This is a genomic window from Streptomyces sp. NPDC107581, assembly GCF_055657175.1.
Map to the genome: position 1 here is coordinate 120,862 of NZ_JBVKBH010000001.1, position 23,632 is coordinate 144,493.

The following is a 23,632-nucleotide window of genomic DNA, read 5'->3' on the forward strand; positions in this document are numbered from 1 at the left end:
GGCCCCACCTCCCCCGCGCCGGAGCCAGGTCCCGCAGCGCCCTCCGCCGTATCCGAACCGGACACCGCCGTCTCCTCCGCCGCCGTAGCCGAACCGGACCCCACGGTCTCCTCCGCCGCCGTAGCCGAACCGGACGCCACGGTCTCCTCCGCCGCGGCCACGGCCTCCTCCCGGATCTCGAACGGCAAGCCGGTCAGGACCGGCGGTCGGGCCACCACCGTCACCCGGACCCGGTCGCCCTCGCGGCCGACGGTCACCCGTGCTCCGCGCGGGGCCGCCTCCCGGGCCACCCGCACCACCGCGTCGGGCGGGTCCTGCCGGGCGGCGGCCCGGGCGCCCGTGCGGGCGGCGTCCACGCACTGGATCTGGGCCGCCACCACGAGCAGCCCCCAGACCAGCGCCATGGTGAACGCCACCAGCACGGACATCACCACGGCCGCCTCCGCGGTCACGAACCCCCGGTCCGCCCCTCGCTCACATCCGCGCACTGAGGGCCCGCTTCACGATGGACTGCAGCTCCGCCTTGACCTGGCCGCTGGTGACGACCTCGTAGAGGAGCAAGGCGAACCCGACCGCCGCGACGATCCCCATCGCGTACTCGGAGGTCACCATCCCCGCGTCCCGGCGGCACCGCTCCCGCAACCGCATCCACAGTTCTTCTGTCTTCTTGCGCATCTCACGTCCCTTTCGTTCCAGTTCGGTTGTCTTCATCGCGTGCCTCCTTCGCCACCCCGGTCAGCCCCCACCCCCTCCCACCACGCCGCCCGCCAGCCCGATCACCACGGGCAGTACGCCGATCGCGATGAACGCGGGCAGGAAGCACAGCCCCACCGGCGCGGAGACCAGCACGGCGGCCCGGCGCGCCCGGGTCGTGGCGGCCCGGGCCCACTCAGCGCGGGTGTCCGAGGCGATGCGGGCGACGGGGCCGGCCGCGGGCAGCCCCGACTCGTCGGCCTGTTGCAAGAGCCGCGCCAGGGCCCTGGCGCCGGGCAGAGCAGCCAACCCGCGCCAGGCATCCTCCGGTTCGCCACCGAGCCGCACCTCGGCCGCACCCCGCGCCAGCGCGTCCCCGACGGGTCCGCCCAGGGCCTCACCCACTGCCTGCGCTGCGATCACCGGGCCGCCGCCGGCTGCGATGCAGGCCGCCAGCAGATCGGCCGCGAGCGGGAGTTGACGGGCGGCGAGCGCCGTGTCGATCTCCTCCGGCGGGTGCGCTTCCGCCTGCCGGCGCCGCCACCGCCACAGCGCTGCGGCAACACCGAGCCCCACGGCCGCACCGGCAACCCCGCCGACCAGCGCCCATGCACCGCACGCGGCCCCGGCCACAGGCAGCCACCGCCGCAGCATGCCCGTGACGTCGAAGGGCGGACCCGGGCGGACGGTCTCCAGGACCGGCAGTCCGGCCACCCGGCGCCGGACGCGGCGCCGGCACCGGACCACCTCGACCTGCCGGGCCGCCCAGCCGAGGGCGAGCGCCGCGGCCACGGCCATCCCCAGCCTGTGGACGACTTCCCCGCTCATAGCGCCTCAGCTCCCCGTACGATCCGGGCCGCCCACCACATCCCGGCTCCCTCGAACAGCACTCCGGCCACCAGGCAGCCCAGCCCGGCCCCGCTGTGCAGCAGCACGCGCAACGGGTCCGCGCCCATGGCGGATCCGAGGAGCAGCCCGAGGGCGGGCAGTGCGGCCAGCAGCAGCGCCGTCGCCCGAGCCCCTGCCAACTGGGCACGCAGGTCGGCACGCTGGTCCCGCTCGGCACGCAGGGCACCCTCCAGCCGGTCGAGGCCGGCCGCGAGTCCGGCGCCCTGGTCCACGGCCACCCGCCAGCAGGCGGCAAGGCCCAACAGGCCCTCGGCACCCGGTTGCCGGGCCGCGACGGCGAGCGCGCCCTGCACGTCCCCGCCGAACCGGGCCGCCGCGACCACGGCCGCCTGCGCCTCACCCAGCCCGTCGCAGTCCCGTGCGGCCCGCAGCAGCGCCTCACCCGGCTGGCGTCCCGCACGCACCTCACCGGCGAGCGCTCCGCACAGGCCGATCACCGCGTCCGCACACCGCTCCCGGGCTTGCCCGGCCCGGCGGGCCAGCCGCATCCGGCGCAGCACCGGCACCCCGGCCGCCCCCGCGACGACCGGAATCAGCGAGGCGCCCAGCAGTGCGAGCAGCAGTCCGGCCGCAAGCGACCACCACTCGGCGCCCAACCGGCCCCGCATCCGTCGCAGTTCCCCCGTCACCCGGTCCCAGGAAGGTGGACCGGCCGTCACCGCTCCGCCGCCCGCAAGCAGCAGCCGTGCCCGCCGTACGCCGTAGTGTCGTCCGCCCAGCAGCCACAGCGCGGCCCCGGCGCAGGCCGCCGCCGCGCTCATCGACATCTGGGTGCTCACGTCCGTCACTCCTCTCGCTCCTCTCGTGCCATGTGCCTCATGTGCATCTGGCGCGTCCCGCGCGTCTCGTGCGCCATCTGGGTCCCGCGCATCTCGTGCACCTCGCGCATCTCGTCCGCCTTGCTCGTCTCGTCCACCTCGTCCACCTCGCGCACCTCGTAGGCCTCGGCCATGTCGTGGGCCTCGCTCGCCCCGTAGACCTCGCGCAACTCGCGCGTCTCGCCGCTCTCGCTCTCGAACCCGCCGCGCAGCAGGCCCCGCAGCCGCTCCCAGCCGCGCTCCCGGGCGAAGGCACGTGCGTCCCAGCGCAGTGCCGGCACCGTCCGCACCAGCCCCGAGGCGTCCCGTTCCAGCACATGCACCTCGGCGATCCGGCGCCGTCCGGACCGGTCCCGTACGAGGTGGAGCACCACCGACAGAGCGGCCGCCACCTGGCTGTGCAGCGCTGCCCGGTCGAGCCCGGCGGCCGTCCCGAGGGCCTCAAGTCGGGCCGGAACGTCCGCGGCCGCGTTGGCGTGCACGGTGCCGCAGCCGCCCTCGTGGCCGGTGTTGAGCGCGGCCAGCAGATGCACCACCTCGGGGCCGCGCACCTCGCCGACGACGAGCCGGTCGGGCCGCATCCGCAGCGCCTGCCGGACGAGGTCCTCCAGGGTGACCAGGCCGGCGCCCTCCTGGTTGGCGGGCCGGGTCTCCAGCCTTACGACGTGCGGGTGTTCCGGTCTCAGCTCCGCCGAGTCCTCGGCGAGCACGATCCGTTCACCGGGCCCGACGAGGCCGAGCAGGGCGCTCAGCAGGGTCGTCTTGCCGCTGCCGGTGCCGCCGCTGACGAGAAAGGACAGCCGGGCCGCCAGCAGTGCCCGCAGGATCCGGTCGCCTCCGGGTGGCACAGTGCCTGCTTCGACCAGTTCCCCGAGGGTGAACGCCCGGGGCCGTACCACCCGCAGGGACAGGCAGGTGCAGCCGACGGCCACTGGGGGCAGCACCGCGTGCAGCCGGGTCCCGTCGGGCAGCCGGGCATCGGCCCAGGGCCGTGCGTCGTCCAGCCTGCGTCCGGCAACCGAGGCCAGCCGCTGCGCGAGACGTCGTACGGCCGCCGCGTCGGAAAAGGCCACTGAGGTCAGTTCCAGGCCGCCGCCGCGGTCCACCCACACCCGGTCCGGGGCGGACACGAGGACGTCGGTGACGCTCGGGTCGGCGAGCAGCGGCTCCAAGGGGCCGGTGCCGACGAGTTCCGAACGCAAGTGCTCGGCCGTGCCCAGGACTTCGGCATCGCCCAGCACCCGGCCCTGTTCCCGCAGTGCCTGGGCCACGCGCGCGGGGGTGGGTTCGGCGCCGCTCTCGGCCAGCCATCGGCGGACTCCGTCGAGCAGGGCCGCGCCGTCGGCCCGGTCGAGCCCGGGGAGCGTCACCGTGTGCCTCCCGCCTCGACCAGGGCCTGCTCCCAGAAGGCGGTGCAGAAGCGAGCCAGGGGGCTGCGCCCACTCGCGCCGGGCGGCTTGGGGGCCGGGTGCGGGCGCAGCAGCGCCGGTTCGACGGGAACCTCGCCGGCCAGGGGCAGGCCGAGCAGCCTGGCCACCTCACGGTCGTCGAGGCCGGGTGCGTACGGTCCCCGCACCGCCACGCGCAGGTCCCGTACGACCATGCCGACGGCGGACGCCACCCGGCCGGCCGCCGCCACCGCGCGCAGTTCGGCCGGGACGACGAGCACGGCCAGATCGAGCTGGGCGAGGGCTTCGGCAACTCCGTCGTCCAGGCGGCGCGGGAGGTCCACGACGACCGTGCCGCCGCGCCGCCGGGCAGCGGCGAGGACCGCGCGTACGGCCTGGGGCGGAATTCCGACGCATTCCCCGCGGTCCCAGCTGAGCACCCGCAGCGCATGCAGTTCGGGCAGCGACTCCTCCAGGGCGCTGCCGCCGACCCGGCCGCGGGAGGCGGCGAAGGCGGGCCAGCGCAGTCCCTCGGCCGTTTCGCCGCCGAGGAGTACATCGAGTCCGCCGCCCAGCGGATCGGCGTCCACGAGGAGGGTGCGCAGCCCCTCACGCGCGGAGGTGACGGCGAGCGCGCAGGCCAGTGTGGACGCGCCGGCCCCGCCCCGGCCGCCGATGATGCCGACGGTGAGGGCCGGGCGGCCGACGCCCTCGGCGACGTCGGCGATCCGGTCGACCAGCCACTGCTCGCCGTCGGGCAGCATCAGGACGTGGTCGGCGCCGATCTGGACGGCCCTCTTCCACACCCCGGGGTCGTCCTGGTCGCGTCCGACCAGCACCACTCCGCGGCGGCGTGCGGCTCCGCACACCCGGCGGGCGGCGTCGTCGCCGACGAGGACGAGCGGGGCCGTTTCCCAGCCACCGCCGTGGTCGGGCACGCCGTGATGGACCTCGGGCGTGGCGCCCGCGGCCGCGCACAGGCGCAGCAGGTCGTCGAGGAGTTCTGTGTCCTCGGTGAGGATGAGCGGCCGCCCCGGCCGCTCTCCGGTGGCGGGCGACGGGTCATGGGTGACGGTTCCGGCCACGTGTGATCCCCCTTGGCTGCGACTCCCGCGCAGCCCCTGCGGCCACGCGATTCCCAAAGATGTGGAGAACGGGCAACCGGCCTCCATATGAACGGCCGATAGGAACCGGCCATACCCGCACCGACAATCGGAACCGGCCATGAACTCGCCGCCGTCGGAGCGCGCTGGAATCACGGTGCAGCGAACCCGGAAATCGTGTGGATCTTGGTCGAAAACCGTGGACAACTCAGCGGTTGTGAATATCGCCGTCACCCATACCGGTGACCTCTGTACTGATCCCTGTACGACTTCCACAGAGCAGTCCTGCGATTACCATGAGTAACCAATCATGGACATGCCGAAACAGCGCCCATGTTGCCGCTCACCGGCCTCGCGACCTCGGAAAGAAGGGAGAAAACCCACCCGGACATGCGACGACCCCCGCCGGGGGGGAGAGCGGGGGTCGTCCCCACGGCCGACTCGGGGGGGGAGGAGTCGGACCGGGTTAGCACGGTCGCGAACGATCCGTGACTTCCATGGTGTACCCGAGAGCCCTCTCAGGCAAACCCACGCGCCCCACCTTACGCCGAATGGTGGGCGCCTATGCTCTGGGGCGTGGAAAACCGCTCCTTGCCCCGCGCAGCAGCCTTCTTTGACCTGGACAAGACGGTCATTGCGAAGTCGAGCACGCTCACCTTCAGCAAGTCCTTCTACCAAGGCGGACTGATCAACCGCAGGGCCGCACTGCGCACCGCATATGCCCAGTTCGTGTTCCTGGCCGGCGGCCTGGACCACGACCAGATGGAGCGCATGCGCGAGTACCTGTCCGCACTGTGCCGCGGCTGGAACGTCCAGCAGGTGAAGGAGATCGTCGCCGAGACCCTGCACGACCTGATCGACCCGATCATCTACGACGAGGCCGCCTCACTCATCGAGGAGCACCACACGGCCGGACGCGACGTCGTGATCGTGTCCACCTCGGGCGCCGAGGTGGTGGAGCCGATCGGCGAACTGCTCGGCGCCGACCGGGTGGTGGCCACCCGCATGATCGTCGGCGAGGACGGCTGCTTCACCGGGGAGGTGGAGTACTACGCCTACGGCCCGACCAAGGCCGAGGCGATCAGGGACCTGGCCGCGACCGAGGGGTACGACCTCGACCGCTGCTACGCCTACAGCGACTCGGCGACCGACCTGCCGATGCTTCAGGCGGTCGGGCACCCGCACGCCGTGAACCCGGACCGCGCGCTGCGCCGCGAGGCACTCGCGCGCGGGTGGCCGGTTCTGGAGTTCCGCCGGCCGGTCCGGCTCAAGCAGCGGCTCCCCGGGTTTTCCGTACCGGCCCGCCCGGCCCTCGTCGCCGCTGCGGCCATAGGAGCGGCGGCCGCCACCGCGGGTCTCGTCTGGTACGCGAGCCGGCGCCGGACCCTCGCCTCCTGACCGATTCACCCCTGTTTGAACCTGAAAGTAAAGAAGTGCAGGCAGGGGTTCCGCTTGCTCACCGCTTGCAGTACAAAGGACACAACGGCCCGCGTGACCAAAGGACATCCGAGAGGATCCCCTACCACTACGCACTTGGCCCACGGACCTTGCATGAACATCGGGCACCCACGCGACGTCGACCCGTCGATTACGGGCCAGCCGCACCAGGTGACGGGCAAAGTCCCCGACCTGATGGGCGACATATCGAGGACGCTTGGTAACCGGGTGAACATGCCAGCGGCGGTACGAGGACTCGTACCGCCGCAACCCGTGTCCGGGGACTTCCTTCCAGGATTCCCCCCAGAGGACCCCCCTTCCGGGGACTTCCTTCCAGGACTTCCCCCTGAGGACTCCCCTTCCGGGGACTTCTCTCAAGCCGCTCCGCGCTGCAGGGCCTCGCACACCGCGGTGGACTCGCGCACCCCCAGCTCGACCGCCTTGCCGCAGTGCGCGATCCAGGCCGCCATGCCTTCCGGGGTCCCGGAGACGTACCCGTCCAGCGCGGCGACGTAGGAGGCGCGGCCGAGTTCGGCGTGGCCCACCTCGGCGGGGCAGACGGCCTTGGGGTCGAGACCGCTGCCGATCAGGACGATCCGCTCGGCCGCGCGCGCGACCAGGCCGTTGTGAGAGGCGAAGGGGCGCAGCGCGAGCAGCTCGCCCTGCACCACGGCGGCCGTCACCAGCGCGGGCGCGGAAGTACCCGCGATGATCAGGTCCGCCAGCCCCTCCAGCCGGCCGGACACTTCCCCGGCGTCGGGCAGCGGCAGTTCGATCAGCGGCTCGTCGACCGGCTCGCCCGCCTGGCGCGGCCGGCCGGCTCCGTCGTCGTTGCCCGCCGCGGCCACCAGGTGCAGCCGGGCCAGCACCCTGAGAGGCGACTGGCGCCAGATGGAGAGCAGCTGGCCCGCCTCGGCCGTCAGCCTGAGCGCCGCGCCCATGACACGCGCCTCGGCGTCCGCACTGAAGTCGGTACGCCGCCGCACCTCCTCCAGGGCCCAGTCGGCACCGGACAGCGCCGCCGAACCGCGTGCGCCGCGCAGCGCCGCCTCGGAGGTGATCTCGTTGCTGCGGCGCCGCATGACCCGGTGCCCGTAGACCCGGTCCACGGCCTTGCGCACGGACTCCACGGACTCGGCGACACCGGGCAGCGAGCCCAGGGCCGCGAGCGGATCTGCGGTCGCGCCTTTCGTACTCATGAGTACGACATTACGCGCCCGCCCGTCGGCCGCCCGGCACCCCCCGACGAGCTTCGTGCCCCTCGACGGTCCGCACCTCGTGCAGGAGGCCCACACCCCACGAAGGAGTGGTCTTCCCCCTCCAAGTGACACATACAGCTATCACCTGACTACCCTTGGTGAACATGAAAATTGCTTTCGTCGGGAAGGGCGGCAGCGGCAAGACCACGCTCTCCTCCCTCTTCATCCGCCACCTCGTGGCCGCAGGCCGGCCGGTGGTCGCCATCGACGCGGACATCAACCAGCACCTCGGCCCGGCGCTCGGCCTCGAGGAGACGGAAGCGGCCGCACTGCCCGCCATGGGCGAACGGCTGTCGCTGATCAAGGACTACCTCCGCGGCGCCAACCCGCGCATCGCCTCCGCCGCCACGATGATCAAGACGACTCCGCCCGGTGAGGGCTCGCGTCTGGTGCAGGTCCGGGAGCCCAACCCGGTGTACGACGCCTGCGCGCGCCCGGTGGAACTCGACGGCGGCGCCGCCCGTTTGATGGTCACGGGCCCCTTCGCGGACGCCGACCTGGGGGTCGCCTGCTACCACTCCAAGACGGGAGCGGTGGAGCTGTTCCTGAACCACCTCGTCGACGGCCCCGACGAGTACGTCGTGGTCGACATGACGGCGGGTTCGGACTCCTTCGCCTCCGGCATGTTCACCCGCTTCGACATGACGTTCCTCGTCGCCGAGCCGACCCGGAAGGGGGTCTCCGTCTACCGCCAGTACAAGGAGTACGCCCGCGACTTCGGCATCACCCTGAAGGTCGTCGGCAACAAGGTCCAGGCACAGGACGACATCGACTTCCTCCGCGCGGAGGCCGGCGATGACCTGCTGGTGACGGTCGGGCACTCGGACTGGGTGCGGGCGATGGAGAAGGGCCGCCCGCCCCGCTTCGACCTCCTGGAGGAGGCCAACGCCCGTGCCCTGCACACGATGCGCGCCGCCGCCGACGCGACGCACGAGCTGCGCGACTGGTCGCGCTACACACGTCAGATGGTGCACTTCCACCTGAAGAACGCCGAAGCGTGGGGCAACGAGCGCACGGGGGCCGACCTGGCGGCGCAGGTCGACCCCGACTTCGTGCTGGGCGAGAGCGTGGCAACTCCCGCCTGACGCCTAGTGCTTGTCCGCCGGCGCTCCGGGCACACCCTTCGGCGCCGGAGCCGGGCGGCCGGAGAGGAAGGACGCCCAGCCCTGCCGGGGCGCCTCACCCACCTCCAGGGTGCGCAGCTTCGCCAGCACCTGCGGATCCTGGGCGTCCAGCCAGTCGACGAGCTGATGGAAGGAGACACAGCGTACGTCGGGCTTGTTGCACACCTCCTTCACCACCTCGTCGATGGCACGCATGTAGGTGCCGCCGTTCCAGGACTCGAAGTGGTTGCCGATGATCAGAGGCGCGCGGTTGCCGTCGTAGGCCCGGTAGAAGCCCTTGATCAGGCCGTCGCGCATCTGGTCGCCCCAGTAGTCGAACTTGTCGGGGTCGCCCTGGGTCTGGGTGCCCGACTGGTTGACCATGAAGTTGTAGTCCATGGTCAGCTGCTCATAGTTGTGTCCGGGGAAGGGGACCAGCTGCATGGACACATCCCACAGACCCTCCTTCTTCTTGGGCCAGACCTGGTCGTCGACTCCGCTGGAGTCGTAGCGGAAGCCCAGCTGGTGGGCCGCCTTCATGAAGTTCTTCTGCCCTTCCAGGCAGGGAGTGCGGGCGCCGATCAGCTCCTTGTCGTAGTCGAAGGGCAGCGGGGCCGCCTTTTTCATGCCGGTGTTCGTCTTCCAGGACTTCACGAACTCCTTGGCCTGGGCGATCTCGCTCTTCCACTCCTTGACCGACCACTCGCCCACCCCGCCGTCAGGGCCGCAGAAGTGGCCGTTGAAGTGGGTGCCGATCTCGTTGCCCTCCAGCCAGGCCAGCCGTACCTGCTTGAGGGTGTCGGTGATGCCCTGCTCGTCGTTGAAGCCGATCTCCGAGCTGCCCGGCGAGTGCTGTGGCGGATGGTAGAGGTCACGTTTCTCCTCCGGCAGCATGTACACACCGCTGAGGAAGAACGTCATCGCCGCGTTGTTCTCCTTGGCGACCTTGCGGAAGTGGGAGAACAGCTTCTGGCTGTCCTCCCCCGCGCCGTCCCAGGAGAACACCACGAACTGGGGGGGTTTCTGGCCGGGCTTCAGCCGCTCGGGGACGGGCAGATGCGGCTGCGAGCCGGTGTACGCGGTGGACCCGTCGCCGATCAGACGGAGCACGCTGTTGGGTGCAGGAGCCCCCTTCTGCGGCCCGGACGTCCCTTGCTTCGATCCGTTGGAGCCGGTCGCGCAACCGGCGAGCGACGCAGCACAGGCCGCGGCGACCATGGCGCCGGCGGCGATCCTCTGGGTGGCGGCCATGTTCCGCCCACCTTCTTCCTTCTCTCACGAGAACGCTGGCGAGGGCGTTTTCTGTTGATCTGCCGGGTTGTGCCGACAGCGCCGCCAAGGTCGCACGGGGCCGAGAAGGAATTAATACGACAAGCCGATGAAATGCCCGCTTCGCCGAGAGGAGTGAATGGTTACTCCATTTGCTCCGAAAAGTTATAAATACCCTTTACTTTGCATTACGGTTCATTTACCAAGCCTTGATTTCACCTCGCCGCTGCACGACGCGACCCCATGACCGCGACCGATGCCCTGCCACCACGAGGAACCGCCAGGCCCGCCCCTCTCGACGAGGAACCGCCCGACCCGCCACCGATCCCCCTCGGCGAGCAACCACCCGGCCCACGAGCGGTCCCCCGCCGCGACGAGCAACCACCCAGTTCGTGACCGATCCCCTGCCGCCACGAGGAAGCACCCAGCCCGCGACCGCGCCGCCCGGAGGAGACGGGACCATGCCAGCCTGCTCACCCCCTCGCACCCAGCACCCCCACCCGTCGCACAGCCCCCCGCCGGCCCCGCGCCGGCGTTTTCGCATCGAGAGCGCCGACCTGTCCGCGTCCCTCGCGGTCTTCCTGATCGCCCTGCCCCTGTCCCTCGGCATCGCCCTCGCCACCGGCGCCCCGCTCCAGGCCGGCCTGGTCGCCGCCGCCGTCGGCGGCCTCGTCGCAGGACGGCTCGGTGGCAGCCCACTGCAGGTCAGTGGCCCTGCCGCCGGGCTCACCGTGGTCACCGCCGACCTGATCCACCGCTACGGCTGGCAGACCACCTGCGGCATCACCGTCCTCGCCGGACTCGCCCAGCTGGGCCTCGGCTGCCTGCGCGTGGCCCGAGGCGCGCTCGCCGTCAGCCCCGCCGTGGTGCACGGCATGCTCGCCGGTATCGGTGTGACCATCGCGGTCGCCCAGCTGCACATCGTCCTCGGCGGCAGCCCGGACAGCTCCGTCCTCACCAATCTGCGTGCCCTGCCCGCCCAGTTGGCCCATCTGCACCCGGCCGCCGTGTCGATGAGCGCGCTCACCCTGACCCTGCTGCTGGCCTGGCCGCGCATCCCCGGCCGCGCCGGACGCCTCACGCAAAGGATCCCGGCCGCTCTGGTCGCCGTCGCCGGAGCCACCACCACCGCCGCACTGACCGGGCTGACCCTGCCCCGGGTCGACCTGCCGTCCTGGCGCAGCCACGCCCTGGCCTCGCTGCCCGAGGGACCGGTACTCGGCATCGCCGCCGCCGTGCTCACCACCACTTTGGTGTGCAGTGTGCAGTCGCTGCTCGGCGCGGTCGCCGTGGACAAGCTGGCCGCCGCCCGGCCCGGGACCCCCGTCGGCCGCTCGCACCTGGACCGGGAGCTGCTCGGCCAGGGAGCCGCCAACATCGTCTCCGGGGCGCTCGGCGGACTGCCGGTCGCGGGGGTGGCCGTGCGGAGTTCGGCGAATGTGAATTCCGGTGCCGTGAGCCGGAACTCCACGATGCTGCACGGCGTTCTCGTAGTAGTTGCCGCGCTGCTGATGGTCCCGCTCCTGGAGGAGATCCCGCTCTCCTCGCTCGCCGCCCTGGTGATGGCCGTCGGCATCCAGATGGTGTCCCTGCACCACATCCGCACGGTGACCCGCCACCGTGAAGTGCCGGTGTACGCCGCCACCACACTCGGCGTGGTGTTCTTCGGCGTCCTGGAGGGCGTGGCCCTCGGGGTCGCCGTGGCGGTCGCCCTCGCCCTGCGCCGCCTTACCCGCACCCGTATCACGCATGCAGAGAAGGAAGGAGTCCATCACGTACACGTGCGAGGCCAGTTGACGTTCCTCGCCGTGCCCCGGCTCAGCAGAGCTCTGCATCTCGTACCCCAAGGCGCCCATGCCGTCGTGGAGTTGGACGGGTCGTTCATGGACCACGCGGCGTACGAGTCACTGCAGGACTGGCAGAGCACCCATACCGCGCGGGGCGGTTACACCGAGCTGACGGGCCGGCGCAGCGGAGTCCGGACCGCCGATCCTGCCCGGTCCACCGGGTGCCGCTGCCGGCCCTGGACGCCCTGGCGCAATCACCGGGCCTGCTTCCCGGAGGTTCCCGCCACGCCCGCCGGCCATGAACTCGCCCGCGGCATCAGCTCGTTCCAGCGCAACACGGCCCCGCTGGTGCGCAAGGAGCTGGCGCGGCTGGCGCGGGAAGGGCAGCGGCCCTCGCAGCTCTTCCTCACCTGCGCCGACTCCCGGCTCGTCACGTCGATGATCACCTCCAGTGGTCCCGGCGACCTGTTCGTCGTCCGCAACATCGGCAACCTGGTGCCGCCACCGGGCGAGGAGCACGGCGACGACTCGGTGGCGGCCGCCGTCGAGTACGCGGTGGAGGTGCTCGGGGTGCGGTCCGTCACGGTGTGCGGGCACTCCGGTTGCGGGGCGATGCAGGCGCTGCTGACCGCCGAGCCCCGGGGTGCGGCGACGCCACTGAGGAGGTGGCTCAGGCACGGCCTGCCGAGCCTGGAGCGGATGGCCGACGGCCGGCACACCGGGCCCCGGCTGGCCGGACGGGCACCCGCCGACGCGGTGGAGCAGCTGTGCCTGACCAATGTGGTCCAGCAGCTGGAGCACCTGCGGGCGCACGGCCCGGTCGCGCGGGCGCTGGCCGCCGGCGCGCTGGAGCTGCACGGGATGTACTTCCACGTGGGCGAGGCGCAGGCGTATCTCCTCGGCGGCACGGGGAACCGTCAGGTGTTCGAGGACGTGAGAGACGACGGGAGAGCAGGAGCGGAACTGCACAGTCCGGTGTGAGCGGCCCACCATCAGACAGGTCTAAACCAATTTAGCGGTCGGGCCTTGTCATCGGCCCCCCGCTTCTGATGAGCTGTGGCTCAGGACACAACGGACACCCCGGGAAAGGGAGATGTCGTGAGCAACGAAAGCCTGGCCAACCTCCTCAAGGAGGAGCGACGCTTCGCGCCGCCGGCCGACCTGGCCGCGAACGCCAACGTCACGGCCGAGGCGTACGAGCAGGCCAAGGCCGACAGGCTTGGCTTCTGGGCCGAGCAGGCCCGTCGGCTGAACTGGGCCAAGGAACCGACGGAGACGCTGGACTGGTCGAACCCTCCGTTCGCGAAGTGGTTCAAGGACGGCGAGCTGAACGTCGCCTACAACTGCGTGGACCGGCACGTCGAGGCGGGCCTCGGGGACCGGGTCGCCATCCACTTCGAGGGCGAGCCCGGCGACAGCCGCTCGATCACCTACGCGGAGCTGAAGGACGAGGTCTCCAAGGCGGCCAACGCCCTGCTGGAACTGGGTGTCCGCAAGGGCGACCGGGTCGCCATCTACATGCCGATGATCCCGGAGACGGCGATCGCGATGCTGGCCTCGGCCCGCATCGGCGCCGCCCACTCGGTGGTCTTCGGCGGCTTCTCGGCGGACGCGCTCGCCACGCGCATCCAGGACGCGGACGCCAAGGTCGTCATCACCGCCGACGGCGGCTACCGGCGCGGCAAGCCGTCCGCGCTGAAGCCGGCCGTGGACGACGCGATCGAGCGCGTGGACAACGTCGAGCACGTGCTCGTCGTCCGCCGTACCGGCCAGGAAGTGGCCTGGAACGACGGGCGGGACGTCTGGTGGCACGAGCTGGTGGAGGGGCAGTCCGCCGAGCACACCCCGGAGGCGTTCGAGGCGGAGCACCCGCTGTTCATCCTCTACACCTCGGGTACGACGGGGAAGCCGAAGGGCATCCTGCACACCTCCGGCGGCTACCTGACGCAGGCGGCGTACACGCACTGGGCGGTGTTCGACCTCAAGCCGGAGACGGACGTCTACTGGTGCACGGCGGACGTCGGCTGGGTCACCGGGCACTCGTACATCGTGTACGGGCCGCTGGCCAACGGCGCGACGCAGGTCATGTACGAGGGCACGCCGGACACCCCGCACCAGGGCCGGTTCTGGGAGATCGTGGAGAAGTACCGGGTCACGATCCTCTACACGGCGCCGACGGCGATCCGTACGTTCATGAAGTGGGGCGACGACATCCCCGCGCAGTTCGACCTGTCCTCCCTGCGGGTCCTCGGCTCCGTGGGCGAGCCGATCAACCCCGAGGCGTGGGTCTGGTACCGCAAGCACATCGGCGCCGACAGGACGCCGGTCGTGGACACCTGGTGGCAGACCGAGACCGGCGCGATGATGATCTCGCCGCTGCCGGGTGTGACCGAGGCCAAGCCCGGTTCCGCGCAGCGCCCGCTGCCCGGCATCTCCGCGACCGTCGTCGACGACGAGGCGAACGAGGTACCGAACGGGGGCGGCGGCTACCTGGTCCTGACCGAGCCGTGGCCCTCGATGCTGCGCACCATCTGGGGCGACGACCAGCGGTTCCTCGACACCTACTGGGCGCGGTTCGAGGGCAAGTACTTCGCCGGTGACGGCGCGAAGAAGGACGAGGACGGGGACATCTGGCTGCTGGGCCGGGTGGACGACGTGATGCTGGTGTCCGGGCACAACATCTCCACCACCGAGGTGGAGTCGGCGCTCGTCTCGCACCCGTCGGTCGCCGAGGCGGCCGTCGTCGGTGCCGCCGACGAGACCACCGGCCAGGCCATCGTCGCCTTCGTGATCCTGCGCGGTTCGGCGTCGGAGGACGACAAGCTCGTCGGCGAGCTGCGCGACCACGTCGGCGCCACGCTCGGCCCGATCGCCAAGCCCAAGCGGATCCTGCCGGTGGCGGAGCTGCCGAAGACCCGCTCGGGCAAGATCATGCGCCGGCTCCTGCGGGACGTGGCCGAGAACCGCCAGCTCGGTGACGTCACCACGCTGACCGACTCGACGGTCATGGACCTGATCCAGGACAAGCTCCCGGCGGCCCCGAGCGAGGACTAGGCGCCTGGCGAGGACCGAAGGACCGGGCGGCAGCCCCTGAGGGGCGCCCGGCGTGCGAACGCCGGGCGCCCCTTTTGTGCGTAACGTGAACCTCACCGGATGCATCCTGCGGCAACCTTAGGTAAACTAAGCAAAGCTCTGAACGCGAAACGACCCTCAAGGTGTGCCGGGAAGTCTGGTCGGCATGTGCTCCGCCCTGCCCACCGACCCGGAGGTTCCCGCCGTGGCCGCGCCCCGCAACACCGCGCCCCGTATCCCGCACACCGCCCGCAAGGCACTCGGACGCCTGTCCCTGCCCGAGCGGACGTTCGTCGCGGATGCGCTGCGCACCGAGACCGTGGGCGGCGTCCTGCTCCTCATCGCGGCGGTCGCGGCACTGATATGGGTGAACATCCCCGCGCTGCGCCACAGCTACGAGTCGGTCAGCCACTTCCACTTCGGCCCCGGCGCCCTCGGCCTGAACCTCTCCGTGGCCCACTGGGCCGCCGACGGCCTCCTCGCGGTGTTCTTCTTCGTCGCCGGCATCGAACTCAAGCGTGAGCTGGTCGCCGGCGACCTGCGCGAACCCAGGGCGGCCGTGCTGCCCGTGGTGTCCGCGCTGTGCGGGATGGCCGTACCGGCGCTCGTCTACACCCTCACCAACCTCACCGGCCACGGTTCCACCCAGGGCTGGGCGGTGCCCACCGCCACCGACATCGCCTTCGCGCTCGCCGTCCTCGCGGTCATCGGCACCTCGCTGCCCAGCGCCCTGCGCGCCTTCCTGCTGACCCTCGCGGTCGTCGACGACCTCTTCGCGATCCTGATCATCGCGATCTTCTTCACCGACCGGATCAGCTTTCCCGCGCTCGGCGGGGCCGTCGCCGGACTGGTGATCTTCTGGCTGCTGCTGCGCAAGGGCGTCCGCGGCTGGTACGTGTACGTGCCACTGGCGGTCGTGATCTGGGCGCTGATGTACAACAGCGGTGTGCACGCCACCATCGCCGGCGTCGCGATGGGCCTGATGCTGCGCTGCACCACCCGGGAGGGTGAGCAGCACTCGCCGGGCGAGCACATCGAGCACCTGGTGCGGCCGCTGTCGGCGGGTCTCGCCGTACCGCTGTTCGCGCTGTTCAGCGCCGGCGTGTCGATCACCGGCGGGGCGCTCGGGGATGTGTTCACCAAGCCGGAGACGCTCGGGGTGGTGCTCGGGCTGGTCGTCGGCAAGACGATCGGCATCTTCGGCGGCACCTGGCTGACCGCCCGGTTCACCCACGCCGAGCTGAGCGAGGACCTGGAGTGGGCCGACATCTTCGCGGTGGCCTCCCTCGCCGGGATCGGCTTCACCGTCTCGCTGCTCATAGGCGAGCTCGCCTTTGTGGGCGACACGGCACTGACCGATGAGGTGAAGGCGGCCGTACTTGTCGGATCGCTGATCGCCGCCCTGTGTGCGACGGTGCTGCTGAAGATACGCAACGCCAGATACCGCGGGCTGTGCGAGGACGAGGAGCGCGACGAGGACCGGGACGGCATCCCGGACATCTACGAGCAGGACGACCCCGCCTACCACCTGCGGATGGCGAAGATCTACGAGAACAAGGCGGCGGAACACCGGCGCATCGCCGTCGAGAAGACCGCCGTGGCGCGCCACGGGCTTCAGGAAGTACCGGGCGGGGCAGGCGATGAGGACGGTCGTCCGGCATGATCTGACGAGACGGTACAAATCAAGACGGCCTTCAAGACGGCACGAGAAGACTTCAGAGGGAGAACGCGATGAGCGCACCCGACGGCAGCCCGGTCGGCGCCGAACGCAGCATCGGCCAGCTGTTCGCCTCGGCGACGACCGAAATGTCGGCGCTGGTGCACGACGAGATCGCGCTGGCCAAGGCCCAGCTCAAGCAGGACGTGAAGCGCGGCGCGACGAGCGGCGGAGCGTTCTCGGCGGCGGGCGCGGTGCTGCTGTTCTCCCTGCCCATGCTCAACTTCGCGCTGGCGTACGGCATTCGGACCTGGAGCGGCTGGAACCTGGCCGTCTGCTTCCTGCTCTCCTTCGCGGCGAACGTGCTGGTCGCCGGTCTGCTCGCGCTCATCGGCACGGTGTTCGCGAAGAAGGTGAAGAAGAGCCAGGGCCCGCAGATGGTCGCCGCGTCGGTGAAGGAGACGGCGGGCGTCCTGCAGAACGCCAAGCCGCACCCGCGCCCGGAGCTGCCGCAGGACCGGGCTCCGCAGGCCATCGAGGCTGTGGCACGCTCGTCGTCATGACGGAGCCCGCAGCGGCATCGGCCGTAAGGATCGAATTGCCCCACGGGGCGAAGGTGACGCACCGGGACGTCGCCGCCAATGGCGCGCGCTTCCACATCGCCGAGCTCGGCGACGGACCCCTGGTGCTGCTGCTGCACGGCTTCCCGCAGTTCTGGTGGACGTGGCGGCACCAGCTGGTCGCGCTCGCCGACGCGGGCTTCCGGGCGGTGGCCATGGACCTGCGCGGCGTCGGCGGCAGCGACCGCACCCCGCGCGGGTACGACCCGGCCAACCTCGCCCTGGACGTCACCGGCGTGATCCGCTCGCTCGGCGAGCCGGACGCCGCGCTGGTCGGCCACGACCTGGGCGGCTATCTGGCGTGGACGGCCGCGGCGATGCGGCCCAAGCTCGTACGACGGCTCGCGGTCGTCTCGATGCCGCACCCCCGGCGCTGGCGCTCCGCAATGCTCCGGGACGCCCGGCAGACCGCCGCCAGCTCCTACATCTGGGGATTCCAGCGGCCGTGGATCCCCGAGCGGCAGCTGACCGCCGACGACGGCGCGCTGGTGGGCCGGCTGATCCGGGAGTGGTCCGGGCCGCGGCTGCCGGACGACGAGGACGTGGAGACGTACCAGCGGGCCATGTGCATCCCGTCGACCGCGCACTGCGCGATCGAGCCGTACCGCTGGCTGGTGCGCTCGCTGGCCCGACCGGACGGCATCCAGTTCAACCGCAGGATGAAGCGGCCGGTGCGGGTGCCCACGCTGCATCTGCACGGCTCACTGGACCCGGTGACCCGCACGCGCAGCGCGGCCGGCTCGGGCGAGTACGTCGAAGCCCCTTACCGCTGGCGCCTGTTCGACGGCCTCGGCCACTTCCCGCACGAGGAGGACCCGGCGGCCTTCTCCGCGGAGCTGATCAACTGGCTGAAGGACCCCGAGCCCGACCGCTGAGGAACCGACCCGTCCCAGCCCGTTCGGTGACCGGGCCGGTGCGTGGAGTATCCGGTTCCCTGAACACATGTTCTTCGAACGGCCACATGCCTGCCGCATAGGCCAATTGGGGGGCGCGCAGGCGGTTATCGACCTTCGGGCAGGGGCAGACGTCGGGGTATGGGCTGGACGCACGACTACAGTGACGCACCCCGCAACCGCCGTTCCGCCGCCGGGCCGGGCTCCCCGCAGCGGGGCGCCCCGCAACTGGCGGGGACGGACCTGAGGGTGGGGATTCCGCGCATCCTGCGCCGCCGGGCCCGCTGGGTCTCCGTACGCCTGCGTCACCCACGCGGCTGAGCCCCCTCCCCGGGGATCACAGGGCGCAGCTGTCGGTGCCCACCTGCTCGTTCGCCGTACGGCCCCGGGTGATGTCCTGCTGGATCTCGTCCGCCGTGAGGGCGTAGCCGGTGTCGGCGTCGTCGAGGGACTTGGCGAACACCACGCCGTAGACCTTGCCTTCGGGCGTGAGCAGCGGGCCGCCGGAGTTGCCCTGGCGGACGGTGGCGTACAGGGAGTAGACGTCGCGGCGGACCGTGCCGCGGTGGTAGATGTCCGGGCCGTTGGCCGTGATGCGCCCGCGCACCCGCGCGGCGCGGACGTCGTACGAGCCGTTCTCCGGGAAGCCCGCGACGATCGCGCCGTCGCCGCCGGCCGCGTCCTGGGAGGAGAACCGCAGGGAGGTCGCCTTCAGGGCCGGTACGTCGAGGACGGCGATGTCGCGCTTCCAGTCGTACAGGACGACCTTGGCGGCGTATCTGCGGCCCACCCCGCCGATCTGCACGGAGGGCGCGTCGACGCCTCCGACGACATGGGCGTTGGTCATGACGCGGCGCTGGGCGAAGACGAACCCGGTGCCTTCCAGGACCTTGCCGCAGCTCTGGGCGGTGCCGGTGACCTTGACGATGGAGCGCTGGGCGCGGGTGGCGACCACGCTGTGCGCGAGGGCCGGGTCGGGCGGCCGGACGTCGGCGATCGGCTCGTTGGCGAACGGGCTGAAGACCTGCGGGAAGCCGTTCTGCGCGAGGACGGAGGAGAAGTCGGCGAACCAGGTGTTGGCCTGCGCGGGCAGGGCCCGGGAGACGCCGAGGAGCACCTTGGAGCCGCGGACCTCCTTGCCGAGCGTCGGCAGGGTCGTACCGGCGAGGGCGGAGCCGATCAGCCAGGCGACCAGCAGCATTGCGACGACGTTGACCAGGGCGCCGCCGGTGGCGTCCAGGGCGCGCGCCGGGGACCAGGTGATGTAGCGGCGCAGCTTGTTGCCGAGGTGGGTGGTCAGGGCCTGGCCGATGGAGGCGCAGACGATGACGACGACCACGGCGACCACGGCGGCGGTGGTGCCGACCTCCGCATTGTCGGTCACGGCGTCCCAGATGACGGGCAGCGTGTACACGGCGACGAGACCGCCGCCGAGGAACCCGATCACCGACAGAATGCCGACGACGAAGCCTTGGCGGTAGCCCACGACCGCGAACCACACGGCCGCGACCAGCAACAGGATGTCCAGCACGTTCACTGCTTCAGGCCTCGCCTATTCACTCCGCTCCCAGCACAGCACGGACGACACCCTGTCATGACCGCCAGTCGAGCGGGACCTGCTTCTCCCTGTCCCAGGGGCGCTCCCAGCCCGCGTAGTGCAGCAGGCGGTCGATCACCCCGGCCGTGAAGCCCCACACCAGGGCCGATTCGACCAGAAATGCCGGACCTTGGTGGCCTCTGGGGTGGACGGCGGTGGCACGGTTGACGGGGTCCGTGAGATCCGCCACGGGGACGGTGAAGACGCGGGCGGTCTCGTTCGGATCGACGACGCCGACCGGGCTGGGCTCGCGCCACCAGCCGAGCACGGGCGTGACGACGAATCTGCTGACCGGGATGTAGAGAGCGGGCAGGACGCCGAAGAGCTGGACGCCGGCCGGGTCGAGCCCGGTCTCCTCCTGGGCCTCGCGCAGAGCGGCTCTGAGCGGCCCCTCGGTCTTCGGGTCACCGTCCTCGGGGTCGAGCGCACCCCCGGGGAAGGACGGCTGGCCCGCGTGGGAGCGCAGGGAGCCGGAGCGCTCCATGAGGAGCAGCTCGGGGCCGTGCTCGCCCTCGCCGAACAGGATCAGCACGGCCGACTGGCGCCCCGAGCCGTTCTCCGGCGGCAGGAAGCGGCTGAGCTGGAGCGGCTCGATCGTCTCCGCAGCCCGCACCACCGGGTCCAGCCAGCCCGGCAGGCCCTCCTTGCGCAGCGTCACCGGGCCCTCGTGCGTGTCGCGCGTGTACGTCATGGCCTCCCCCGTCCTGCCGTGTCCAACGCCCGAGGGCATGGAGTTCGTTCCGTCATCCGGCCCCCAGCGGCGGCGCCGGCCTGCCGCCCGCGTCGAGATAGGCCTGCGGGGGCTTCAGACGCTGCCCCGGGAAGCCGCCCTTCTCGTACTTCAGCAGCTTCTTCGCCTTCTCCGGATCGGTCTCGCCCTCGCCGTAGGCCGGGCAGAGCGGGGCGATGGGGCAGGCGCCGCAGGCCGGCTTGCGGGCGTGGCAGATACGGCGGCCGTGCCAGATCACGTGATGCGACAGGTCGGTCCAGTCGCTCTTCGGGAACAGCGCACCGACGGCCGCCTCGATCTTGTCGGGGTCGGTCTCGCCGGTCCACTGCCAGCGCCTGACCAGCCGCTGGAAGTGGGTGTCCACGGTGATCCCGGGCCGCCCGAAGGCGTTGCCGAGCACGACGAACGCGGTCTTGCGGCCGACGCCGGGCAGCTTGACGAGGTCCTCCAGCCGGCCGGGCACCTCGCCGCCGAAGTCCTCGGCGAGGGCCTTGGAGAGCCCTATGACCGACCTGGTCTTGGCCCGGAAGAAGCCGCAGGGGCGCAGGATCCCCTCGACCTCCTCCGGGTTGGCGGCGGCGAGGTCCTCGGGGGTGGGGTACTTGGCGAAGAGCGTCGGGGTGGTCTGGTTGACGCGCAGGTCGGTGGTCTGGGCCGACAGCACCGTGGCGACCAGCAGCTGGAAGGGGTTCTCGAAGTCCAGCTCGGGGTGGGCGTACGGGTAGACCTCGGCGAGTTCGCGGTCGATACGGCGGGCACGGCGGACCAGGGCGGTGCGGGACTCGTTCGCCGGGGGCTTCACAACGGCCTTCGCAGCGGCCTTGTCGGCAGGCGCGGCCTTCCCGGCGGCGGCCCTCCCGACGGGCGAGGCCTTCTTGACAGCGGCTTTCCTGGCAGCCGTCTTCTTGGCTGCCGTCTTTTTGGCAGCGGCCCTGTCGACGGGCGCCGGCTTCTCGGCCGCCGCGGCCTTCCCGGCGGCCGCGGGCTTCCCGGCGGCGGCCTTCCTGACCGGCGCGGGCTTCCCGGCGGCGGCCTTCCTGACCGGCGCGGCCTTCCCGGCAGCGGCCTTCTTGGCGGGTGCCGGCTCCCCGGCAGGGCCCTTCCCGGCGGCAACGGTCTGCTCCGCGGACAGAGCCGTGCGGGCAGGCGTAACCTTCTTGGCAGGAGCGACCTCTTTAGTCGTTTTGCCTGTTTTATTACTACCGCCGGGGTCTTGTTCGCCCACAGCGGAATCACGACGTACAGCCACCCGCCCAGCCCCCTTGGCCTGTGCTCTCACCGGCGTTTTGGACACCCGGCCAGCCTAAAGCCCGGCACCGACATCCGCCCCGGACCCGGAAGATCAGCCCCCGATTGGACCCCTGCCGCTTACCTGGCGAGACCTGTGCGGCATCCTTGTGACAGATCACACTGTTTGGATCGTCCGGCAAAATGGGGAACACCGTCCCCTGGCACACGGGGGAGCAAGATCCCCTGAGCAGGTCGACAAGGAGAGAACTCGTGGACGACGTTCTGCGGCGCAACCCGCTCTTCGCGGCGCTCGATGACGAGCAGTCCGCGGAACTGCGCGCCTCCATGAGTGAGGTGACGCTCGCCCGTGGCGACTCCCTGTTCCACGAGGGCGACCCGGGCGACCGGCTCTACGTCGTCACCGAGGGCAAGGTCAAGCTCCACCGCACCTCACCCGACGGCCGCGAGAACATGCTGGCCGTCGTCGGTCCCGGCGAGCTGATCGGCGAGCTGTCGCTGTTCGACCCGGGCCCGCGCACGGCGACCGCCACCGCGCTGACCGAGGTCAAGCTGCTGGGCCTCGGCCACGGCGACCTCCAGCCCTGGCTGAACGCCCGGCCCGAGGTGGCCACCGCCCTGCTGCGCGCCGTCGCCCGCCGACTGCGCAAGACCAACGACGCCATGTCCGACCTGGTCTTCTCCGACGTCCCCGGCCGCGTGGCGCGCGCTCTGCTGGACCTCTCGCGACGCTTCGGCGTGCAGTCCGAGGAGGGCATCCACGTCGTGCACGACCTCACGCAGGAGGAGCTGGCCCAGCTGGTCGGCGCCTCGCGCGAGACCGTCAACAAGGCGCTGGCGGACTTCGCCCAGCGCGGATGGCTCCGCCTGGAGGCGCGGGCCGTGATCCTGCTGGACGTCGAAAGGCTCGCCAAGCGGTCGCGCTGACGTCCCTCCGCACCGAGACCCACGGGCTGCCGGCCCCGGGCTCCCGGTGGTGGCCGCTTCACACCGAGGTCCCCGGGACTGCCGCCCCGGACTCCCGGCGGTGGCCGCCTGGCACCAGAAGTTCCGGGACTGCCCTGCGCAGACTCCTGGTGCCGGTATGAACGGCTTCCTGGTCCTCTTCCTGGTCCGCGAGCACCGTGCGGGCCGATGTCCGCCGGCTCGGGCGCACAGGGCGCCGTGCCCCGTCGTAAATCAGCGGTCCCGGCGCTCCTGACCGGGCACAGTGGCCCCATGACCGCAACCGCTCCCCGTAGAGGCCTCGACGCCCAGGGCTGCATCGAACGCGAAGGCTCCCTCACGCGCGTGCCGCACGCCTTCCGCCCCGTCGTGGCCGCCGCGCGCGACCGGCTGCTGGACGTCTTCGGGCCGTCCTTGCACAGCGCGTACCTCAACGGTTCGGTTCCGCGCGGCACCGCGCGCGTGGGGCGCAGCGACCTGGATCTGCTGGTCGCCCTGCACACGGAGCCGGCCGACGCCGACCGGGAGGCCGTACGTGCCCTCGGGGAGGCGCTCGACAAGGAGTTCCGGCAGATCGACGGCGTCGGCACGCTGCTGTACAGCCGGGCGCGGCTGCTGAGCGACCTGGAGAGGTACGACATGGGCTGGTTCGTCGCCTGCCTGTGCACGCCGCTGCTCGGCGACGACCTCGCCGAGTACCTGCCCCGCTACCGCCCCGACTCCCTGCTCGCCCGCGAGACCAACGGCGATCTCGCGCTCCTGCTCCCGCGCTGGCGCGAGCGGATCGCCGCCGCCGGGGACGGCGAGGAGGCCCGGCGGCCCCTGGTGCGGTTCATGTCCCGGCACCTCGTGCGCACCGGCTTCACGCTCGTCATGCCCCGCTGGAACGGCTGGACCAGCGACCTGCGGGAGATGGCCGAGGCGTTCGGCACGTACTACCCGCAGCGCGCCGCGCAGCTGCGCAGGGCCGCGGAGTACGGCTACGAGCCCGTCGGCGACCCGGACGTCCTGCGGTCGTACGTGGACGACCTCGGGCCCTGGCTCGCCGCGGAGTACGCGCGCGTGCACGGCGTGAAGGCTCCCCGGCCGGACGGTCCCTAGCCG

At 71.5% G+C, this 23,632-nt stretch carries 20 protein-coding genes and 1 pseudogene; 10 read left to right on the top strand and 11 right to left on the bottom strand.

From position 1 onward, the window contains the following. Nucleotides 1-125 precede the first annotated feature (125 nt). From ACZ7P3_RS00550 to ssd, 6 genes and pseudogenes are all read right to left on the bottom strand, one after another. Nucleotides 126-488: pseudogene (locus tag ACZ7P3_RS00550) on the bottom strand (TadE family type IV pilus minor pilin); the annotation flags it as partial. Beyond that, nucleotides 475-675, bottom strand: a complete 201-nt coding sequence (locus tag ACZ7P3_RS00555) for a DUF4244 domain-containing protein (protein ID WP_472078787.1) — start codon at nucleotides 673-675, stop codon at nucleotides 475-477. The pseudogene ACZ7P3_RS00550 and the gene ACZ7P3_RS00555, both read right to left, overlap by 14 nt. A 60-nt stretch (nucleotides 676-735) precedes the next feature. Next, the gene (locus tag ACZ7P3_RS00560; protein ID WP_472078160.1) at nucleotides 736-1,521 is read right to left on the bottom strand and encodes a type II secretion system F family protein; all 786 of its coding nucleotides are present in this window, start codon (nucleotides 1,519-1,521) and stop codon (nucleotides 736-738) included. After that, on the bottom strand, nucleotides 1,518-2,363 hold the full coding sequence (locus ACZ7P3_RS00565; protein WP_472078788.1) for a type II secretion system F family protein: 846 nt from the start codon (nucleotides 2,361-2,363) through the stop codon (nucleotides 1,518-1,520). Before ACZ7P3_RS00565 ends, ACZ7P3_RS00560 begins: the two co-directional genes overlap by 4 nt. A gap of 23 nt (nucleotides 2,364-2,386) precedes the next feature. Next, nucleotides 2,387-3,790, bottom strand: a complete 1,404-nt coding sequence (locus tag ACZ7P3_RS00570) for a TadA family conjugal transfer-associated ATPase (RefSeq protein ID WP_472078161.1) — start codon at nucleotides 3,788-3,790, stop codon at nucleotides 2,387-2,389. Then, the gene (gene ssd / locus ACZ7P3_RS00575; protein WP_472078162.1) at nucleotides 3,787-4,893 is read right to left on the bottom strand and encodes a septum site-determining protein Ssd; all 1,107 of its coding nucleotides are present in this window, start codon (nucleotides 4,891-4,893) and stop codon (nucleotides 3,787-3,789) included. Before ssd ends, ACZ7P3_RS00570 begins: the two co-directional genes overlap by 4 nt. 582 nt (nucleotides 4,894-5,475) lie before the next feature. Between ssd and ACZ7P3_RS00580 the strand changes: the two genes are divergently transcribed. Then, a complete protein-coding gene (locus ACZ7P3_RS00580) occupies nucleotides 5,476-6,309 on the top strand; it encodes an HAD family hydrolase (RefSeq protein WP_472078163.1) in 834 nt (277 codons plus the stop codon). A gap of 413 nt (nucleotides 6,310-6,722) precedes the next feature. On the opposite strand, the gene ACZ7P3_RS00585 is transcribed toward ACZ7P3_RS00580, so the two are convergent. Beyond that, nucleotides 6,723-7,547 (bottom strand): Fic family protein, encoded by an 825-nt coding sequence (locus ACZ7P3_RS00585; protein WP_472078164.1) that lies wholly within the window; start codon nucleotides 7,545-7,547, stop codon nucleotides 6,723-6,725. A 164-nt stretch (nucleotides 7,548-7,711) separates the two neighbouring features. On the opposite strand from ACZ7P3_RS00585, the gene ACZ7P3_RS00590 reads away from it, so the two are divergent. After that, nucleotides 7,712-8,692 carry an ATP-binding protein gene (locus ACZ7P3_RS00590; protein WP_472078165.1) on the top strand — a complete coding sequence of 327 codons (981 nt, stop codon included), beginning with the start codon at nucleotides 7,712-7,714 and terminating at the stop codon, nucleotides 8,690-8,692. A 3-nt stretch (nucleotides 8,693-8,695) separates the two neighbouring features. On the opposite strand, the gene ACZ7P3_RS00595 is transcribed toward ACZ7P3_RS00590, so the two are convergent. Then, nucleotides 8,696-9,961 carry a polysaccharide deacetylase family protein gene (locus tag ACZ7P3_RS00595; protein WP_472078166.1) on the bottom strand — a complete coding sequence of 422 codons (1,266 nt, stop codon included), beginning with the start codon at nucleotides 9,959-9,961 and terminating at the stop codon, nucleotides 8,696-8,698. A gap of 479 nt (nucleotides 9,962-10,440) precedes the next feature. Here ACZ7P3_RS00595 and ACZ7P3_RS00600 point away from each other — a divergent pair, with 479 nt between their 5' ends. The 6 genes from ACZ7P3_RS00600 (at nucleotide 10,441) to ACZ7P3_RS00625 (ending at nucleotide 18,329) form a co-directional block, all read left to right on the top strand. Beyond that, entirely contained in the window at nucleotides 10,441-12,747 is a 2,307-nt protein-coding gene (locus tag ACZ7P3_RS00600) for a SulP family inorganic anion transporter (RefSeq protein ID WP_472078167.1), read from the top strand. Between the two features lie 117 nt (nucleotides 12,748-12,864). Beyond that, nucleotides 12,865-14,820 (top strand): acetate--CoA ligase, encoded by a 1,956-nt coding sequence (acs, locus tag ACZ7P3_RS00605; protein WP_472078168.1) that lies wholly within the window; start codon nucleotides 12,865-12,867, stop codon nucleotides 14,818-14,820. A gap of 184 nt (nucleotides 14,821-15,004) precedes the next feature. Further along, on the top strand, nucleotides 15,005-16,501 hold the full coding sequence (gene nhaA, locus ACZ7P3_RS00610; protein WP_472078789.1) for a Na+/H+ antiporter NhaA: 1,497 nt from the start codon (nucleotides 15,005-15,007) through the stop codon (nucleotides 16,499-16,501). A 68-nt stretch (nucleotides 16,502-16,569) separates the two neighbouring features. Beyond that, entirely contained in the window at nucleotides 16,570-17,058 is a 489-nt protein-coding gene (locus ACZ7P3_RS00615; protein ID WP_472078169.1) for a phage holin family protein, read from the top strand. After that, on the top strand, nucleotides 17,055-17,990 hold the full coding sequence (locus ACZ7P3_RS00620; RefSeq protein ID WP_472078170.1) for an alpha/beta fold hydrolase: 936 nt from the start codon (nucleotides 17,055-17,057) through the stop codon (nucleotides 17,988-17,990). Before ACZ7P3_RS00615 ends, ACZ7P3_RS00620 begins: the two co-directional genes overlap by 4 nt. Nucleotides 17,991-18,149: 159 nt before the next feature. Continuing rightward, complete coding sequence (locus tag ACZ7P3_RS00625; protein WP_472078171.1) at nucleotides 18,150-18,329, top strand: hypothetical protein; 180 nt, start codon at nucleotides 18,150-18,152, stop codon at nucleotides 18,327-18,329. A 16-nt stretch (nucleotides 18,330-18,345) separates the two neighbouring features. Here ACZ7P3_RS00625 and ACZ7P3_RS00630 read toward each other — a convergent pair whose 3' ends face one another. From ACZ7P3_RS00630 to nth, 3 genes are read right to left on the bottom strand one after another with little or no spacing between them, the layout of a single operon-like run. Next, the gene (locus tag ACZ7P3_RS00630; protein WP_472078172.1) at nucleotides 18,346-19,545 is read right to left on the bottom strand and encodes a MarP family serine protease; all 1,200 of its coding nucleotides are present in this window, start codon (nucleotides 19,543-19,545) and stop codon (nucleotides 18,346-18,348) included. A gap of 55 nt (nucleotides 19,546-19,600) precedes the next feature. Continuing rightward, complete coding sequence (locus tag ACZ7P3_RS00635; RefSeq protein ID WP_472078173.1) at nucleotides 19,601-20,296, bottom strand: NUDIX hydrolase; 696 nt, start codon at nucleotides 20,294-20,296, stop codon at nucleotides 19,601-19,603. Between the two features lie 52 nt (nucleotides 20,297-20,348). Then, nucleotides 20,349-21,467, bottom strand: coding sequence for an endonuclease III (gene nth, locus ACZ7P3_RS00640; protein ID WP_472078790.1), 1,119 nt, complete (start codon nucleotides 21,465-21,467; stop codon nucleotides 20,349-20,351). Nucleotides 21,468-21,835: 368 nt separating this feature from the next. On the opposite strand from nth, the gene ACZ7P3_RS00645 reads away from it, so the two are divergent. Together ACZ7P3_RS00645 and ACZ7P3_RS00650 are read left to right on the top strand one after the other, a co-directional pair. After that, a complete protein-coding gene (locus ACZ7P3_RS00645) occupies nucleotides 21,836-22,510 on the top strand; it encodes a Crp/Fnr family transcriptional regulator (RefSeq protein WP_018547939.1) in 675 nt (224 codons plus the stop codon). Between the two features lie 291 nt (nucleotides 22,511-22,801). Continuing rightward, on the top strand, nucleotides 22,802-23,629 hold the full coding sequence (locus ACZ7P3_RS00650; protein WP_472078174.1) for a nucleotidyltransferase: 828 nt from the start codon (nucleotides 22,802-22,804) through the stop codon (nucleotides 23,627-23,629). The last annotated feature ends 3 nt before the right edge of the window (nucleotides 23,630-23,632 follow it).